The following is a 17,774-nucleotide window of genomic DNA, read 5'->3' on the forward strand; positions in this document are numbered from 1 at the left end:
TTACATCGAATTAGCCGTTGACCTGGGTGATTACTGCAAACTCAACAACACCAAAATCTCACCTGAACCTTTTGCGAGTGGTTCAAGCGCTTTGCCGATGATCGTCCCCGGCATGTGCATTTTCCGGCCGGCGAACTCAACGGCTTCGGATTTCATAGCCACTCCGGCGACGTCACTTGTGACTAAAAGATCGCCGATCTGGATCGCTCCGCGGGAAGCATCGACTTTCACGCGCACACGGCCGGTGGTGGCGACCAGCACTTTGCCTTCACCGCTTTCACCCAGGGTGATGCCGGGCTGTGCGGAGATCACTCCGGCGACGCGCGTGTCGTAGGCTGTGCCTGAGGCGATGACTTGATTAGATTTGTTTGTGTCGAGAACTACGACGGTGCCGGCTGAAAGTTGTTCAGACGATGGCACCCATTCGGCGAGGTCCTGATACTTGGCATTGATATTTCCACTGACGGTAAGATTGCCTCCAACTGCAAGATTGCCGGCCGCATCGAGATTCATGCGATCGGTTAGCGTGCCGATGTTGCCGGATGAAAAATAAAGTTTCGGATCGCCGTTCTTAATTCCAATTGCCCACCGGTCTGCAACGGCATCTTCGGTAAAAGCAAGCCAGCCCTGTTTTCCTGCGTCCGGACGAATTTGATAGAAGAGCTGTGTACCTGTCGGATCGCCAAATAGCCCGGCGCCATTGCCAGATCTCACCTGCAACTTGTATGCGGGGCTGGTCGTGCCAATGCCGACATGCCCGTTAGAAGTAATCCTCATACGCTCCGCGACGGCCGCGTTGCCACCGCCGCCCGCGTCTGGGGAAGTCCAGAAGCTGATCTTTCCGCCCGTCTCTGACGCGCCGCCATAAGAAACGAGGTTGAAGCCCCCCGCGTCCGCGCCCACAAACAATGTGGCGCGGGGCTGCGCGGGCCCGGAACCGACGTAATTGGCCCCAAAATGGCCGAAGTACGCGTATTTCGCGTTACTGGATGCCTCGCCGAAAAGGATTAGGCTCCGTGACAAGGTGCCGCCTCCGTTATTCAACACATAGATCGAATTATCCCCGTTCACGTCCTGCTGGACCTGCACTTTGGCCGCGGGGCTCGTCGTGCCAATCCCGACATTGCCGGCCGTATTTGTCTTGTAGACGTCGTTTCCGTTTGTCGTCCATTGCGCCGCGATGACTACCGGGGCCGCCAATAACAACAGCGCGCTGGCAAGCGCCAACCAAAATCTTGTGACTCTTTCAATTCCCATGTGAACCTCCCCTTCGATTAGCTCATTGCAGACTTAACAACACCAAAATCTCGCCCTTGCCTTTGGCCAATGGTTCGAGTGCTTTGCCGATGATCGTGCCCGGGCGATGAATCTGAACTCCGCCGAGATTGACCGCTTGTGACTTCATCGCGACTCCGGCGGCGTCACTCGTCACGAGTAGATCGCCGATCTGGATCGCGCCGCGGGACGCATCGACTTTCACGCGCACGCGGCCGGAGGTGGCAACCAGCACTTTGCCTTCCCCACCTTCACCCAGAGTGATGCCCGGCTGGGCCGAAATCACTCCCGCGACGCGTGTGTCGTAGGCTGTGCCTGATGCGATGACTTGATTGGATTTGTTTGTGTCGAGAACTACGACGGTGCCGGCTGCAAGTTGTTCAGACGATGGGACCCATTCGGCCAGATCCTGGTATTTCGCGTTGATGGTTCCGTTGACTGTGACGTTTCCGGGGAAGTAGGCAGTCGCACTGGTATTCGGATCAGCGTACTGCGTATAGAACAACCAATTCCCTCCGCCATCCGTGAATCCGATGCGATGCTGTGATGATTCATGTCTGTACCTTAGGTCGAGGGCCCCGCCGATGCCCCCAGCGTTCGATAACCTCTGAATGACATCGCCCGAAGTGACGTGAAGATTCAGCAGCGAGCTCGGAGTAGACGTGCCAATGCCGACGCTGCCGCCGTTGTAGTGGATGGAACTTGTGCCGGGCGTCCATTGTGAACCTCCGCCCCCGCCTGTGGCGGCCGTAGTTTGAACAGTACCGTCAGGAAATCTGAACCCACCACTACTCGAGCGAATTTCACCGGCGACATCCAGCTTATAGCCAGCTGCTGGCGTCGTGCCGATGCCAACGTTGCCCCCGTTCGTTACGGTAACGAACGCGGACCCTGAATTACGACGTATCATGTACTGATCACCGAGCAGCCCGACATCCCAATAATTGGTGGCCGCGACGCTGTCAGCCATGCGCGTGAAGGCGCCGGCACCGCCTGGTGAGTATGGAATATGCGGCGCGCTCAACATGATGAGTCCTTGTACTCCTCCAGGACATCCCGTGGATCCGAGCAGCGGGTAGTATGCAACGCTGCCGCCCCATGCATTGCTGTTGTTAAGAAGTGCGGTGCCGCAGTGTGGGGCAGGGTTGCCGGAGCTAGTGAGGTTCAGTACGGCGGTGTTGTTGGCGCCCAAAGAGAGTGGCGCATTTTTAACGTTGATTACATGGGCCCAGCTTGGACCATGATAGCCGGTCTGAGCGACGCCTGCTCCGTTTGATCCGAAAATAAGTCCCCACGTATCCTTAGTATCGGTAATATTTAGCTGGTTTGTGGGGGTCGTTGTGTTGCCACTATAGAATTGCGCTGTAAATCCATATGCTGATTGGTTCCATCCCCCGACCGCTAACGCTTGATTTGGGGCAGTGGTACCAATGCCGACATTGCCAGATCGAGTCAGCACGAACGGAAACGTGTAATTAACCGCGTCGTATATCACAAACGAATCAGTCGGAGCGCCGCTATTACGCGACTGCAGGAACCACTTGTTCACCCCGCTCCGTTGAAACAGAATCGATGCATCGGTTGAACCCGTGCCTGAATTGACAGTAACGCCAACGTGCGAGGAATTTTTGACCTCCAGATCGGCCGTGGGCGACGTCGTCCCCACGCCGGCGTTTCCACTGGCTGGAAAAGTATTTGTCTGCGCGGACGCAACCACCGACGCAGTCGTAAGCAGGATCAGCGTAAGAGTCAGCCGCCTGAGGCAGATGGTTTTCTGTTTGGACTGAAGTAGCATGATTGACCTCTCTTGAAGCTTGGTTGGAATTACCACGGTCGAGCGAGCCGAATAACTCGGATGTGGCACACTCCAACGCTGACCGTCAATTGCGAATCAACGGAACGGTAAAAGTTGATTGAACTAGTTACTTGTCGTGAAGGCTGACTCGGCGAGAGTGCGACTCTGCAGGCTCGGGGCTTCAGCCTCGCTTACGAATGGCGCGCACGATAGTGCGAGCGTTGGCAAAAGTCAACAAGATTATTTACTAGAGCGAGAAGTCTTGTGCTCAGGCAGAGATAAGAGCTTCGCACAGAGTATGCAGTGGCAACTTACAGGCCTCGGCACATCCGCAGTTTCTTCGGATCGGCGGCAGGCTTGGCGGTCAGCTTTACGTCGTCGTAGTTCCAGTCTTTGCGCTGCCAGGTCGAACCGTCTTCGAACTCGACGCGATTGACGATGACCGCCTCGTCAAAGGCCGGTTCAGATTTCTTACTCAACGACTTCACGCTCACGACCGAACTGGGCGCCGCGAGTGTGAAAATCTCGAGGTCTCGCGTCTTGGACGGCTTAAGCTTTGCCAGACAAACGAACTGCCGGCGCGAAAGGATCGTGGGATTGCCTTTCTCGCGGAACTGATACTCCCAGAACAGTACCGCGACAGGCTTCGCGCTGTTGTTCTGGACTTTTGTCTGATAAGTGAAACCGTCAGTCTGTGGTTTGGTTTCGCGGGCCGCCGCGGTTATTCGGTCCAGCTCAGCACTGCGGCCATCTATCGTATCCCCATTCGGATCGCGCACGCCGGCAGGATCGTTAATCCGTGCATTCCGCTGAAAATTCTTGTTCTGCGGAATCATTGCGGGCTGCGGACTGTTTCGACTTGAGTTCTCAACCAATTCCATCGCGCGCCGGTCCTTCGACCACTTGTAACTGAGAACCGCGATCGGAGTCTCATCCGCCGAAACGTCCTGGGCTAACGCCGGCGTCGCCAACAACAATAGAGGCAAAACGGGCAACAGCAGCCTGAGCATGAGTTTGGTGTTTCGGGCAAAATTGGAGCGGGTGACGAGGCTCGAACTCGCAACTTTCAGCTTGGGAATCAAAGTCACCGCTCCTTTATTTGCACAACTTACAAAATGACTCAGGAAAAATCAACGTGCATGCAACGCATACCGTGCCTGATTTGCGTCCAGCTGGGGGACGTTTTGGGGGACGCTGTTTTTCTTCATAGCTGCGCGATTTGGGCGGGGTGGCCTGCTTCCGTTTGGCCCAGCTCTTCACCAAGTCCACGCGCCAAGTTGTGCGGCAGATCTCCGGCGAGAATCGGGACTCGGACGCTCACAACCAAAAAAGCTTGCAGCTACGGCGATTTTTCTCCAGTTCTTACGTTTCTATATGCAACATTATGCAGTACCGATACTGTTATAGGAACTGCGGTCACAATACGGTCGCAAGTTTAAAAGGAGGTGTCCAAGTCCTTGGCGGAGACTCGTAACTCAACGTTGCGGGTCTTTCTTGTAATGCGCATACGCGCGTGCGGTCGTATCGCTTCTTATTGGGTCTTCTTTAATGTGAGCGTAGCGTAATAAGTGGCCCCGACTATGCGAGCTCACCATGTATTGTAAGGAATTCCAGCAAGAGATTTTTGCGTTGAGCGGCTATGAACGTCGATGACTCCGCGCTTGCCTTTCAGGATACTAGGATCTTCGCCAATTATCGGTTCCCAGTCACTCTGCCCGGTCATTGGATCTATGAAGCGCGGTACTTTCCAGTTATAGAGATCTTCAAGCGATTGCGGAAGTTCCTGCTTTTCGGTCGCGTATAGGCGAATCCCATAACGAATAGTTTTTAGACGGTCGCGCAAGACGCTTTCGTCTCCCTGTTTATTAGCCTTCTGCCAACCTCTTATAGCCGAGCAAGATACCAATGACAGAGCAACGATCGTCACGATAATCAGCGAAGGGATCGCACCGATCGCTATCGATTTATTCTTCTTAATCATACGGCACGCCTCCGAAAGAAAGTCGCGTCCGCGCTTGGGCACTTAATACGTGAGGAATACGTCCCACGCCCAACGCCCGAGCTGTGCGCCATGAGCGTCCTTTACCTTTGCCCTAAAGCGAAAACGATTGCCGTATTCGTCCTTTCGTTTTGAGGTTTTAAAGTCAAGCTCTAAAACGCTTAAACCTAACTCATTCAAACGATGTAACTCAGTTTGCGCGGAAACACCGTTATGGTCAACATCTTGCCACAACCAAAGCGAAGAGAATATGGCATCTGCTGTGTCAATCTTCCCGTCGGCGTTTCCACCTCTGTCAGTTTTGTCGAATTCAGCGAGGGCAAGAAACCCATTTCGATCGCCAGGAGGCGCTTCAGGTTGAGAGGTGAAATTGCCGAACAGCTCAGTGCCATTATCAATCATTCCGTTACCGTACCTGTCGATAGGAAGCCAGCCGAAGCGATCCTTTGACGACCGCCAGGCGCGTAAATAACGGCTCATATCTTTCGTCAGACTACATGGTACCTTCTCCAACGTTCTTAAGATCCGTTGCGAGTGTCATCTCTGGAGACTGACACTCAAGCCAACAGGATTTGCGGGACGGTTTGCGGGACGTTTCTAAAGTTCCTCTAACTTTTGAAACTTGAGTTTAAGAATCACTAAGGAATTTGGAGCGGGTGACGAGGCTCGAACTCGCAACTTTCAGCTTGGGAAGCTGACACTCTACCATTGAGTTACACCCGCAAGAGCCAGGAAGACGGAGAAAGGATGAAGGATGATGTTCCTTCTGTCAATTGTCAGGACGCCGTGATGAGAGCGTTCGCGGGGCCGAGAAAAACGGAGCTAAGCTGACATTTTGGATTCGTGTTTCTGGGCCGCCACGATCATCTCGCACACTTCGCGGACGGCGCCTTTTCCACCCGCGGCCGTTGTGACGAAATGCGCGATCTGTTTGGCTTCGTCAGCCGCGTCGGCGACCGCCACGGCCAGACCAACTCGCGTCATGACTTCGATATCTCCCACGTCATCGCCGATGTAGCCGCATTCCCCGGGTGAAACCCCGGCTTCCCGCAGCACTTCTTCAAGCACTCGGACTTTGTCGTCAACGCCCTGGTGCAGAAAGCTCATGTTGAGTTCGCCCGCGCGCCTTTCCGTGGCTGCTGAGGCGCGACCTGAGATAATTCCTGTGCGGACTCCCGCGCGATGAAGGAGGACAATTCCCTGCCCGTCACGAACGTGAAAGGCCTTCTGCTCTTCACCATCCGCCGTTAGCCAAATTCGGCCGTCGGTCAACACTCCGTCACAGTCCATCAAGAGTAACTTGAGGCGCTTGGCACGACGAGCCAAGTCCTCAGTTTCGAGTTTTGAGTTTCGAGTTTCGAGTTCCAAGTTTCAAATTCGAAGCTTCAAGCTCTAACGTTTCACGTTTCAACTCGAAACGCGAAACTCGAAACTCGAAACTTATTTCTATCTCACTTCAAACAATTCGATCGCGTTCAGCTTCCAGCCATTCCCCAGACGCGCCAAAATCAGCACCGCGGTGCCCGAGTGCTCTACGCCGAGTTGTTTTGTCTGCATTGAGACCTCAACGGCCACCTGGTTTGCGTCGAGCTGCTCTGTCCGCAGCACGCGAGTCTGCCAAATTTCGGGTTGAGTACCGACCGCTCCCCGCACGAATCTCAACAGTTCACCCGGCACCATCAGCGGCGTAATCTCCGCCTGCCGGCCAGTGCGCAGCGCCGTGTCCATTTGCGCAACGAAAGCCTTCGCGGCTTCATCGATTGGCGGCGCTCCGCCCGCCGCCTCCGCGCGAATACGAGCGGCCCGCGCATTCAGGCTGGAAGCATACTCAGCGTCGGCCCGCACCGCGTCGGTGAAAAGCCGCGCAGCGTCCTTCGCCTGACCGCGGCGCAAGGCAATTTCGCCGAGGCCAATTGCGGACCAGGCCAGGGCCGCTGGTGTCGGTAAACGCTCTTCGCTCAAACGCCGCAACTCGCGTTCAGCATCGTCAATCCTGGCTTGCGCCAGCAGCGCCCGGGCGAAAAGGACGCGCGCCTCCTGCATTTCTGGCGCCGCGATCAAAAGTTGCCGCGCCAGCGCCTCAGCTTTGGCGTACTCCTGCGTACCGAACAATCGCATCGCCTCGCCGATTGAAACAGCAGCTTCCACCGGTCGCGGCGCCACATCATTCGTATAGTCGAGCTGCGGATAAAATTTTTCCGGATCAATCTCGACACGCGTGAGCGGCGCGGCGCTCTGAAAACTTACTTGTCCAAAATCCTGAGCGGGAATGGTCGCTTCTGCCGTCACGCGCTGCCCATTGTTGGTGACCGCGGCGACCGTAACTTTCACCGGAAACGAACCGACGTTTCGCACGGCGGCCAGCCACTGTCCCGCTTCTTGTCGCGGTACGCCCACCAACAAATCCATATCGGTCGGCTGATCGAGTTCCTGATCGAGAATAGTTTTGAGCGCCGCACCTCCACGTTCATTGAGAACGCCGCGGAGCCGCGCGAGTGTCAATCCGTCTGTTTCGGTCTTGCCCGACGCCAACAGCTCGCGCACCGCCGCGATGAACGGCTCGCGCCCAACGAGGTGGTGGGCCAGCCGCCACATCATCGCGCCTTTGTTGCCAACGGAATTGAAGTAAGTCGGGTCGAGCGGCGTCGTGCGCGACAGCGGCGCGTCACGCTTGGCGATTGCCGCATACGAAAGCCGTTGGCGTGCGCGCTCTTCGGCGGCAGCTTCCGCGCCGAATTCTTTTTCGAGAAACTGGTTAGCGAAGAATCGCACCAGGCCTTCTCGGACAACGCCGTGGCCTTCTCCACGAACTGCGGTGCTCGCACCAATCCAGATTCGCGCGACCCCTTCGGCCACGGCCAGGGCGGTCGTCGAATCGATTTTCTTTCGGCGCAGTGAGCCTTCGCTGAGGAGAATTGTGCCGGCGTCGTCGAATCCAGCGCCGCGCTTCACGGCCACCAGGCGAATCGGCACATCCGGAGCCGCGCCCAGCATCCCGGCGTAGAACTCACGCGCGGTCGCCGCCAGTCGCATCAGGTTGTCGGATTGTTTGCGCTCATCGTCGCCCGCGCCTTTTGGCACGAACGTGGTGATGCCTTTCGCGTTCGCGGATCCTTCAACTCGATCCCAATTCCCAGTCGTGAAGAATGGTAGAGCGTTAAGCGTCTGCTCGAATACGCCCGCGCTCTTCTCCACGCCGGACGTGATTGCCGTTGAGCCATTCACGGTCAAGCGAAACGGCGCGTAATCCTGACCGCGCACCGCGAACGCAGTGTTAGGCGCCGGATACCACATCGAGGACGGGAGGAACTGTGTCGCAACAGGCGAGATCGCCGCGGGACCTGCATTCTCTTCGACCGGCAATCGATAATCGACCGTCGCGACAACGCTTTCATTCGCCGCGACGGTGCTCGGCAAAGTGATAATGACGCGTTGACCTCCACCGCGTGGTTCGGGTTGCGAACGATAGACGGCGGTGGCGGCGCCGATCGTAATACTCTTTATTTCAGCTTTCGAGTTTATGCGCAGCGTCAGCGTAGTACCCGAGCCGCGACCGATGTTTCGCACAGTCAGCACGGCGCGAGCATTCAGCGCGCGCTCACTGCCAAAATTCGCGACGTTAATATCGAAGTTTGTGACTTGCCAGGCGGCGCGCGCTTCTTCCTGCGCCGCGCCGCCCGAAACGCAAAACACAATCAGAAGAAGCGAAAGAAGGAATTTGCAATTTCCAATTTTCATTTTCAATTTTTCAATTCGAACCGCGCACCAGCGCATGAATGTCTCTCAAGCTTTCGAGCAACGGGCCCATTCTTTCCAGCGGCAGCATGTTTGGGCCGTCTGAGGGCGCGCGTTCCGGCGCATCATGAACTTCCATGAACACGGCATCTACGCCGCAAGCCACTCCGGCACGGGCGAGCGGTTCGATGTACTGCGACAAGCCGCCGGTTGCATGACCCAGCCCACCCGGCAATTGCAGCGAATGGGTCACGTCGAAAACAACGGGAACTCCGAACTCACTCATGATCGGAAACGAACGCATATCGACGACGAGATTGTTATAGCCAAAACTGACGCCCCGCTCAGTCAGCATCACGCGATCGCTGCCTGCTGAGCGTGCTTTCTCAACAATGTTTCGCGCATCCTCGGGGGCCAGAAATTGGCCTTTCTTAATGTTGACGGCGCGGCCTGACTTTGCGGCCGCGACAATAAGATCGGTTTGCCGGCAAAGAAACGCGGGAATCTGAAGCACATCGACGACCTCGGCCGTAGCTTCGATCTGCGCAATGTCGTGAACATCGGTCAGGACGGGCACACCGAGTTCTTGCTTAATCGCGGCGAGGATCTCCAGGCCGTCTTTCATGCCAATCCCGCGAAAGCTTTTGACCGACGACCGGTTCGCCTTGTCGAACGAAGACTTGAACACGAAATCCAGACCAGCGTTGCGCGCACGTTGCTGACACTCGCGGGCCATCATCAGCGCGTGCTCTGCAGATTCAATGACGCATGGTCCGGCGATTACGGCGAGCCGTCCGTCACCGAACGTGGCTGTGCCAACTTGAATGGGTTTTTTCGCGATAGTCATCGGAAGCTAAATGGAGGTAGCAATATAATATGGAAAGATTGAGCTTGCGAAACGGTGGGTTGCAGGACCCAGGCCCCGGACTGCAGCGCAAGCGCCTCGCTTGCTATGTATAAACGCAACCGAGACGGTTGCGCTCCAGTCGAAACCACAAATTATCGAAAGATCCCTTTCACTTTATCCCAAACCTTTTTCGCTCTTGAAGGCTCTTTCTGGCGTTTCTTTGGCTTTGGTCTTGGCGATGGCGCGGGGCTGGGCGATGGTGTTACTTCCGGAGTCGGTGTTGGTGTTGGTGAAGCGGCCGCTGTTGGATTAGCACTGGCTCCCGCAAAATTTTCGCCGCGCCACCACCTTCCCCCGACTACGACGGACGCCAGAAGCGCAATAACTACGACGAGCGCCGCAACAATGAAGACGCGGTTTCTTCTATTTGAGTCAGCCAGGCCGATGTTCAGTCGAGAGATCTCGCGTCGTAACGGCGGGCGGGTATCGGATTCGCTGATCCTGGTGGAGTCATCGGCGACGGTTGCGATCGCCCCGCCTGACGATTGCGCTTCTCGCAAAGTCCCGATATCGATCACCAGCCGCCCCGACGGACTCGCTTGTCCGGCATCTCGTAGTGTTTCGATTGCCGGCATGGCGGCGGCGCTCGTCGCATGTTCCAGACCAAGCTCCTGGCCCGCCGCAAAGATTGCCCGCCGTAACTCGTTCGCATCTGGATAGCGTTCGCCCGGATGTTTTGCCAGGGCTTTGTGAGCAATTGCCGCAAGCTGCTCCGGCACGTCCGGCACGATCTCGCGCAAAGGGCGCGGCGTATGACTAACGTGGCGCAGCGCGATCGCCAGAGGCGTCTCAGCATTGAACGGCACGACGCCTGAGAGCATCTCGTAAAGAATTATTCCCAGGCTGTAGACATCCGACGCGGGCGTGACACCGCCGCTGCCGGAGCATTGCTCGGGCGACATGTACCGCGGTGTGCCGATGATGGCCCCGACCTGCGTCAACGTTTGATAGTCGTCGTCAGCCTGCTCTTCGACGGCGAACTTGGCGACGCCGAAATCCAACACCTTCACGACGGCCGGCGTGTTCGCGCGTTGCTCGATGAAAATGTTTGCCGGTTTGAGATCGCGATGAATCAATCCAACATCGTGGGCGGCGCTCACTGCGGCGCATGTCTGCAGCATGATCGAAACGACGCGGGCGATATCAAGCGGCGCCTCGCGCGCGAGCAGGTCGCGCAGCGTTTGACCTTCCAGCAACTCCATCACGATGTAGAGATAGCCGTCGGCGGTCGCGCCAAAATCTGTGACACTGACGGCGTTCGGATGATGCATTCGTCCGGCGGCGCGCGCTTCGCGGCGGAAACGCTGCTTTGCGGTGCTGTCCCCGACGAATCGCTGACTGAGGACTTTGATGGCGACCGGGCGATCGATTAACAGGTGAGTGGCGCGATACACGGTACCCATCCCGCCGCCGCCCAGCCGCTCGTCCAGGCGATACTTCCCTTCAAACACCCGGCGCAGCAGCGGATCGATGATCAAGTCCGCGACCGTCTCGTCGGCGTGCAGCGGTGTCAGGTCTAACGGACAGACGTGCACGTCATCCGGATATTGTTTGCTACACCTTGGACACTTGAGCATAGAAAGGATGGAGAGCGATTGATTATCGCCCAGACCAACCGCTGAGCGTTAACGGAGGTAAAGAATGGGGACTGGCTTCTACTGGCACAGACCTTCAGTCTGTGATTCCCGGGGGGAATGCAAGACTAAAGTCTGTGCCTCTGCTTACTGCTTACTGTCCGCCCAATCTTTCGCCGACACGAAAGACTTGCTGTCGTAAATCAGCACGATGCTTCCAATCGGCAGCTCGCGGCTCATGGCCACGGATTCAGACATCGGGATGCGAATGCAGCCGTGGCTCTGGGGAGTGTTTGGAACCGAGGGATTCCCATGAATCGCAATTCCGTCGCTAATGTAATTCGGATAATAGAGCAGTCCGAGCGGAGATTTTCTCCAGCCCTTCAATTTCGAATAAACCCGGAAGCGACCCCGAGGCGTGTACGCCAGTCCGCTGGCGCGTTTTTCGCGATACTGTTTGTTGCTTCCCGTTGAGACCGGTAAAACCTTCTGTACCGCTCCCGCGTCGTCGATTAATAAAAGAACTTGCCGGTCGAGATCGATTTCGACGTGCCGGTACCCTGAATCCCTCGGTTGCGGCGCGCGCGCGTTCAGGATCGCCTCGACATCCGCGCGGCTGAACTGGCCCGTGGCCTTAAGTCCTTCGTATTTCTGAAAAGCCACCAGTGCGTTACGTCCCGCGCCATAGCCCATTTCTGACAGACGCGCCTGCGCTTGCTTCAACTCCGCCCGCGTCGGTTGAGCGACTTTACGCTTGTCGCGTTTCGTCCCGGCAAGCGCACAAACAGGCGCAAGCAGGATGAGCGACAAAAGCGCTGTCACAGCCGTTTTATAAAACCTGGTCATAGATGATGTTACATTAGCCTAACTCGATGGATTGTCCCACCCATCATAAACTCCGACGCGAACCGGCACCCCACAGGAATCCTGTAGAATGATTTCAGTTCCCTTGCGTTTCGATGCAAACACCTGTTCAGAATCGAAACACGTGTAAGGTGGGCCGTGAAGACACCACCATGTTTTCGGCTCCCTTTCTATGCCCCAAAACTTGCATTGGAAGTTTCGTGCCGCTGGATCGTCGTAGCTCTCCTTGGATTTGATTAATGCGTAGTCGGAAAACCAGTACCATCCTCGTAGTGCTACTGAGCGCGGCCGCCGGTGTGGCGGTGTGGGCCGCGCTGCGATTTACGGCGCCGAATTTCCTGCAGTCGATTACTTCGACAGTAACATCCCCCGTCGCCAGCCGCTCCACCACCGAGCTGTGGGAACAAGCCATTGCGAGAGTTAAAGAGGATCGGGGTGAGCTTGCCGGCGCAGCGCCTCTGGAGATTCCGCCTGAGCTGAGGCATTACGAAGAACGCCGATGGTTTCTGGCGACGCAGGTCGCTGAAGTGCGAAAACATAACCTGGCGACCTCGCAGGACTATCTGGATCTCGCGACAAAACTCAAAAACGGCGACCTCGTCGGCGTTCCCGCGGTCACGGACACGTACGTTTTGTTCGGGGTGGGGCAAATCGCCAGGGACGATGCGTTTGCTCGTCACGAAAATGATCGCAATGTCGAACTCTATAACGAAGCCCAGTTGCGGGAAGAGTTCGCGCGTCTTGATGCGGCGCGCGCGAATCTGACCACCGAAATCTCGAGCTTGAACAAGCAAATTGCCGGTTTGAATCGGCGCGATAGAACGCGTCGCAGTGAGTTGCAGAAACAGCTCGCGACCCAGCAAGCGCAACTGAAATCGAACGACGAGCACAAGGAACAGTTGCACGAAGTCTACGGCCAGCCGGACTCTCGTGAGCGTCTGTTCCGGGACTACGAATCGTTGCAAACCCTGGCGAAAGACTTCCGCGGCCGCACCTTCGACCTTGAGAATCCCGCGCATCGGCAGGAGTTGAAAAAGACTCTGCTCAGTTCGCTGCGACCGCAGGCTTTTAAGCTGATGGAAGACATCGCGGCCAAGTATCACCGGCAGTTTGATCGTCCGTTGCCGGTAAGTTCGCTCGTCAGGCCTGAGCAGTATCAGGACTCTTTGCGCCGAGTTAATCGCAGCGCGACCGTTATCGATACTCCGCCGCACTCAACCGGCCTGGCTTTCGATATCGACTATCGCTACATGAGCAACGACGAACAGAACTTCGTGATGAGTGAGCTGGCGCGACTGAAGCAAGCCGGCCGGATTGAAGTGCTGAGAGAGCGGACCGCGAACATCCACGTGTTTGTCTTTATCGACGGCACGCGGCCCAGCGATGAGTTAGTGACGGCTTCGCTGGAAGAAATAGGGCCTTCCTCGAAAGAAGACGCGGAAGAGAAAGACGCCGCGAAAACAACCACGAAAAAGGCCAGGCCCTCTCGGGCTAAGCCAACTCGCGCCAAGCCAACGCGCGCTAAGCCAAAGCCCAGAACCCGCCGCCGCCGTTAAGGCAACTTCTCCGGTTCACCGGGTTGTGTCTCAATATCAGAATTTCTGCGGGACTCTATGGAACTCCGTGTCTCAGTGGTGAGTCGCTTTAGAAAAATCACCACCGAGGCACCGAGAACCACAGAGCCTGCACAGAGAAAAGCACAACCGCTCATTCCCCGGCGCTTGTTGGCATCGTTTTTGCCCTGATTAATTTTTGCCTGCCCGACTGAACTAAATACGAACAAGGAATTTATGCCATGGGCTTCCTCAATTTAAACGCTGACCGCAAAATGCACACGCCAACTCACTGCCGCGTCTGTGGCTCGACGATCGAACGCGGCATTCCGCGACCACTGGAATCGATTTGCCTGATTTGTCGCGCCGCAATTCTCGATCGGATGTTTCGTGGACGGGAGATGGGCCCGTTTCGTTTCCGACCGTCGGTGCGTTGACCGCAATTGTGCTCAATCGTAAGTTCAGAAGTCTGGCGGTCGGTCGCCGGCTTACATTGCTGGCGCTGATGGCAGCCCTTGCGATGGCTTTGGCGGCGTGCAAGAGAGCATCCGATTCCACCGGCAATCAACCGACTACCCCACCCACGCCATCAGAGCCCACGATCGACGCTTCGCCTACGACCAAAGTCGGCGAGCAATGGCAAGTCATCACTTCCAACAATGTAACGTTCACCGTCAACGCGTCCGGTGCGAAATCCGTCAGGATTCTGTATCGACCCGCTTTCGCCGAAGGTCACGTTCAATTAAAGAAGACCGTCCCGGCGTCTCAGTCTGACGCCGGCAAATTCACCACCCAGGTGAAAGTGCCTGTCGATTTCGCCGGAGAGGTCTGGGCCGAAATCGTGTTTCCGAACGGCGAGAAGAAACAAACAAAACCAATTTCACTGACGACGGAAGACATCACGCCCGAGGAACTCGCCGACGCGTCTTACAAACACACGGAAGAATCCGCGCGTTCGGACAAATTGACCGGGGGCCGCATTGAGAAGACTGAGCTGCAAGCCGGCAAAGGTGACATTCGCATCACCATCAACATTCCCGCTTTTCAAACCACGTTGTGGCAAAGCGGAAAAGAGGTCAGGATTTACGAGATCGGAATTGGCCGCAAAGAGTTCCCGCTGCCGAGCGGCCTGCGCTACGCGCGTCAAATCATTTTCAATCCGGATTGGATTCCGCCTGACAGCGAGTGGGTTTATGAACACGATGTCGAGCCTGGAGAGCGTGTTGAGGCTGACGACCCGCGCAACCCGCTGGGAAAGATTAAGATTCCGATTGGCGGCGGCGGCATTCTGATTCATCAAGCCTTCAAGGCATCTGACATTGGGCATCTTGTCTCGCACGGCTGCGTGCGAGTGCGCCTCGACGAGCTTTATGAATTGATTGACAGAATAATTGCCGCGCGTTCTCTGCCGGGCTCGCGCGAGCATATTGAGCGTTCAAAGAAGAGCAAGGATCGTTTCTTCATTAAGTTGGACGCCCCACTCGTGGTCGACATCAGCTATGACACTCAAGTCGTTGAAGGAGGCGTGCTCCACCTTTATCCCGACGTCTATGGTAAGAAGACGAACACCATCGAGAACCTGCGCGCGGAATTGAAAGAAGCGAGAGTTGAAGATTCGCAGCTCGATGCCCGGACGCTTCAGCAAATGCTCGCTCGCGTGACCATGAACGAAGAGTTCGTCGTCAGCATTGCCGACATCAAAGCCGGACGCGCGCTGGAAGCCGGAAAGAATCAGCCGGTGACCTCAGCAAACGCGCCGAAGAAACCACCTGTCACCCGCGACAAGAGTGGACGCCGAAGGTAGTCCCGCCGAAAGAGGATGGTTTAGAGGCGGGCTACCGCCCGCCGGTTTGGGGCAGATGATGGCGGGCAGTAGCCCGCCTCTAAACATTTCGAGTCTTCATTTATGAGTTTCTTAACGAACGAATCCAAGGGTCCCCTCACCCTCTCCCGTTGGGAGAGGGACTCCTCTTTTCTCTGCCTTCTTTTCAGTCCTCTGTGGTAAATTTCCGTCGAACCATGAGGGACTTTCGCGCATCTCAGTACTTCACCCGACAATACAAAAACCTCACGAAAAGCAGATAGTAAAGGCTTATGAAGAACCCCAGAATTCATGGTGTCTTAATTGTTGCGATCATTGTCGCTTTAGCTGTGATTTTGTCGTTTTCGGCGCGCAATAGCCGAGGACAGTCGCCGTCCGGCAAGACTGAACCGCAAAATCCGAAAACCGAATCGCTCGTCAAACCAACTGCCCTGATTACTGAGCGCCCCGCGGCAAACGCGAACCCCGTAACCATCGCACCATTTGCCGAGGCTGCGGCGCACAATTCACTGCTCCGAAACGATCTGATTTGGGAATTCGGAAGGAAGGGCCAGCGCGGCTGGTACCTCTACGACTTGCTGATCGGAAAAACGCTCAACATTTCTCACCACGCGTCCTCTGGTGATTTCGCCAGCGCGATTGCCGGTTGGCAGAAGCAGAAGGGTTTGAGCGCGACCGGCGTGCTGGATGAGGACTCCTGGATGGCCCTGGTCGCGCAGTGGCAAGCAAACCGCCTGAAAGACAAGACACCGGCGACCCCTGATCAACTGCTGACCGCGCCGATTTCGGACTTTTACGATCCAACGAGACTTGATGAGCTGCGTCAGGTCGAGCGCAACACGTACGCGGCTTACAAAGCAATGCTCGCCGCCGCGATTGCGGATCCGACCCTGAAGCTGGCGCACACTTCCCCCACTGAGCTCGCGCCGGCCGAGAAGTATTTCAAGATCATTTCCTCTTTCCGCTCGCGCGAATATCAGGAAAAGCTGCGCCGTGAATCACCTAAAGCCGGAAGCGCCGGACTCGCCGTTAACAGTCCGCATTTCACCGGCCGTGCGTTGGACATCTACGTTGGCGGCGATCCCGTCGACACGAAGGATGCCAACCGCGCGATTCAGGTCAATACACCTGTCTACAAGTGGCTTGTCAAGAACGCCGAGCGCTTCGGTTTCCGCCCATATTTCTACGAACCCTGGCACTGGGAATACGTCAAATAACGCTGCTTTCTCCCTGACTTTTGCGGGCTCAGGCAGGCAGTAAACCGGCGTCTAAACACATCCAAGTTCGGCGCAAGAAAAAGCCCGTTTGGCCTCGCCTCACATGTAACCGACAGAGGCCGAGCGGTGTCTAGATAAGAGAATCCAACATGAAAAATGAGTCTTCCCAATCCTCAATGATCTCGCGTGTGTTCGCGCTGATCTCGATTTGTATGCTTTGCGCCGGGGCCGCGATGGCGCAGACGAGCGCGGCCGGAGTTCGCCTGTCTCAGCCGGATAAGGCCACCGTTCCCGCTGAGGGGTCAAGTACGCACAAGAGCACTCTGGAAACACTTGCGGCTCTCTACCAGAACGAAGTGCAAAAGCTGGAAAAGAAGAACGCGGAAGCGAAAGCGCTCTACACGGAGGGCCTTATCGCGCGCGTCGAATTCGAAAGCAGCGAGAAAGCCCTGGTAGATGCGCGAGCGAAGGTCGAAGACGTGGCGCGGCAGATTGCTGAAGCGAACAAGCCAACTCCGGTCGCCGCGACCGTAAATTTGGCTGCTTCGAATCAAGCCTGGTCCACGGGCAGTCCCAGAATCGATGGACTCATCCGCTATTACGCCGGTCGGAACGGTGTAGATCCTTACCTCGTCTATTGCCTGATGTCGCAGGAATCGAAGTTCGTCTCGGGTGCAACCAGCTACAAAGGCGCTCAAGGCCTGATGCAGCTGATGCCCGGAACGGCCGCGCGATATGGCGTGACCAATCCCTACGATGTCGCGCAGAACATTTCGGGCGGCACGCGCTACTTACGAGATCTTCTGAAGATGTTCAACGGCCGAGTGGATCTGGCGCTCGCAGGTTATAACGCCGGCGAGGGAGCTGTCATGAAGTACGGCAACACCATCCCGCCCTACAACGAAACACGCAATTACGTGCGCCTCATCATCGCGCGCTACGGTAGGAGGCAGGCTTCGTAGTATTACGAGCTTTCATTCACACCGGGCTTTAGCCCGGTGATCCGAGTTCGGCAAGAGTTGGAAACCGTTTA

General features: G+C 56.3%; 14 protein-coding genes and 1 tRNA gene. 4 read left to right on the forward strand and 11 right to left on the reverse strand.

Going from position 1 to position 17,774, the window contains the following annotated elements; all coding sequences use genetic code 11:
- Positions 1-30 precede the first annotated feature (30 nt).
- The 11 genes from VFX97_03920 to VFX97_03970 all read right to left on the reverse strand — a co-directional run bounded on the left by VFX97_03920 (position 31) and on the right by VFX97_03970 (position 12,131).
- Positions 31-1,257 (reverse strand): hypothetical protein, encoded by a 1,227-nt coding sequence (locus tag VFX97_03920; GenBank protein ID HEX5702348.1) that lies wholly within the window; start codon positions 1,255-1,257, stop codon positions 31-33.
- Between the two features lie 22 nt (positions 1,258-1,279).
- Entirely contained in the window at positions 1,280-3,070 is a 1,791-nt protein-coding gene (locus tag VFX97_03925) for a hypothetical protein (protein HEX5702349.1), read from the reverse strand.
- Between the two features lie 311 nt (positions 3,071-3,381).
- On the reverse strand, positions 3,382-4,080 hold the full coding sequence (locus VFX97_03930) for a hypothetical protein (protein HEX5702350.1): 699 nt from the start codon (positions 4,078-4,080) through the stop codon (positions 3,382-3,384).
- Between the two features lie 578 nt (positions 4,081-4,658).
- Positions 4,659-5,051: a hypothetical protein gene (locus tag VFX97_03935; GenBank protein ID HEX5702351.1), complete on the reverse strand. Its 393-nt coding sequence runs from the start codon at positions 5,049-5,051 to the stop codon at positions 4,659-4,661.
- A 42-nt stretch (positions 5,052-5,093) separates the two neighbouring features.
- On the reverse strand, positions 5,094-5,471 hold the full coding sequence (locus tag VFX97_03940; protein ID HEX5702352.1) for a hypothetical protein: 378 nt from the start codon (positions 5,469-5,471) through the stop codon (positions 5,094-5,096).
- A 246-nt stretch (positions 5,472-5,717) separates the two neighbouring features.
- Positions 5,718-5,792: transfer RNA gene (locus VFX97_03945), tRNA-Gly, on the reverse strand.
- A 99-nt stretch (positions 5,793-5,891) separates the two neighbouring features.
- Positions 5,892-6,437, reverse strand: coding sequence for an HAD hydrolase family protein (locus tag VFX97_03950; GenBank protein HEX5702353.1), 546 nt, complete (start codon positions 6,435-6,437; stop codon positions 5,892-5,894).
- Positions 6,438-6,515: 78 nt separating this feature from the next.
- Entirely contained in the window at positions 6,516-8,807 is a 2,292-nt protein-coding gene (locus VFX97_03955) for a tetratricopeptide repeat protein (GenBank protein ID HEX5702354.1), read from the reverse strand.
- A 10-nt stretch (positions 8,808-8,817) separates the two neighbouring features.
- Positions 8,818-9,651 carry a 3-deoxy-8-phosphooctulonate synthase gene (gene kdsA, locus VFX97_03960; GenBank protein HEX5702355.1) on the reverse strand — a complete coding sequence of 278 codons (834 nt, stop codon included), beginning with the start codon at positions 9,649-9,651 and terminating at the stop codon, positions 8,818-8,820.
- A 152-nt stretch (positions 9,652-9,803) separates the two neighbouring features.
- Entirely contained in the window at positions 9,804-11,288 is a 1,485-nt protein-coding gene (locus VFX97_03965) for a protein kinase (protein HEX5702356.1), read from the reverse strand.
- Positions 11,289-11,432: 144 nt separating this feature from the next.
- On the reverse strand, positions 11,433-12,131 hold the full coding sequence (locus VFX97_03970) for a L,D-transpeptidase family protein (GenBank protein HEX5702357.1): 699 nt from the start codon (positions 12,129-12,131) through the stop codon (positions 11,433-11,435).
- Between the two features lie 257 nt (positions 12,132-12,388).
- Here VFX97_03970 and VFX97_03975 point away from each other — a divergent pair, with 257 nt between their 5' ends.
- The 4 genes from VFX97_03975 (at position 12,389) to VFX97_03990 (ending at position 17,703) form a co-directional block, all read left to right on the forward strand.
- Positions 12,389-13,705 carry a DUF5715 family protein gene (locus VFX97_03975; protein HEX5702358.1) on the forward strand — a complete coding sequence of 439 codons (1,317 nt, stop codon included), beginning with the start codon at positions 12,389-12,391 and terminating at the stop codon, positions 13,703-13,705.
- A gap of 346 nt (positions 13,706-14,051) precedes the next feature.
- Complete coding sequence (locus VFX97_03980; GenBank protein ID HEX5702359.1) at positions 14,052-15,506, forward strand: L,D-transpeptidase; 1,455 nt, start codon at positions 14,052-14,054, stop codon at positions 15,504-15,506.
- A gap of 290 nt (positions 15,507-15,796) precedes the next feature.
- A complete protein-coding gene (locus VFX97_03985; protein HEX5702360.1) occupies positions 15,797-16,741 on the forward strand; it encodes a D-alanyl-D-alanine carboxypeptidase family protein in 945 nt (314 codons plus the stop codon).
- A gap of 149 nt (positions 16,742-16,890) precedes the next feature.
- A complete protein-coding gene (locus tag VFX97_03990) occupies positions 16,891-17,703 on the forward strand; it encodes a transglycosylase SLT domain-containing protein (GenBank protein HEX5702361.1) in 813 nt (270 codons plus the stop codon).
- Positions 17,704-17,774: the final 71 nt, after the last annotated feature.

It is taken from the genome of Pyrinomonadaceae bacterium (assembly GCA_036277115.1).
Taxonomy (GTDB): domain Bacteria; phylum Acidobacteriota; class Blastocatellia; order Pyrinomonadales; family Pyrinomonadaceae; genus UBA11740.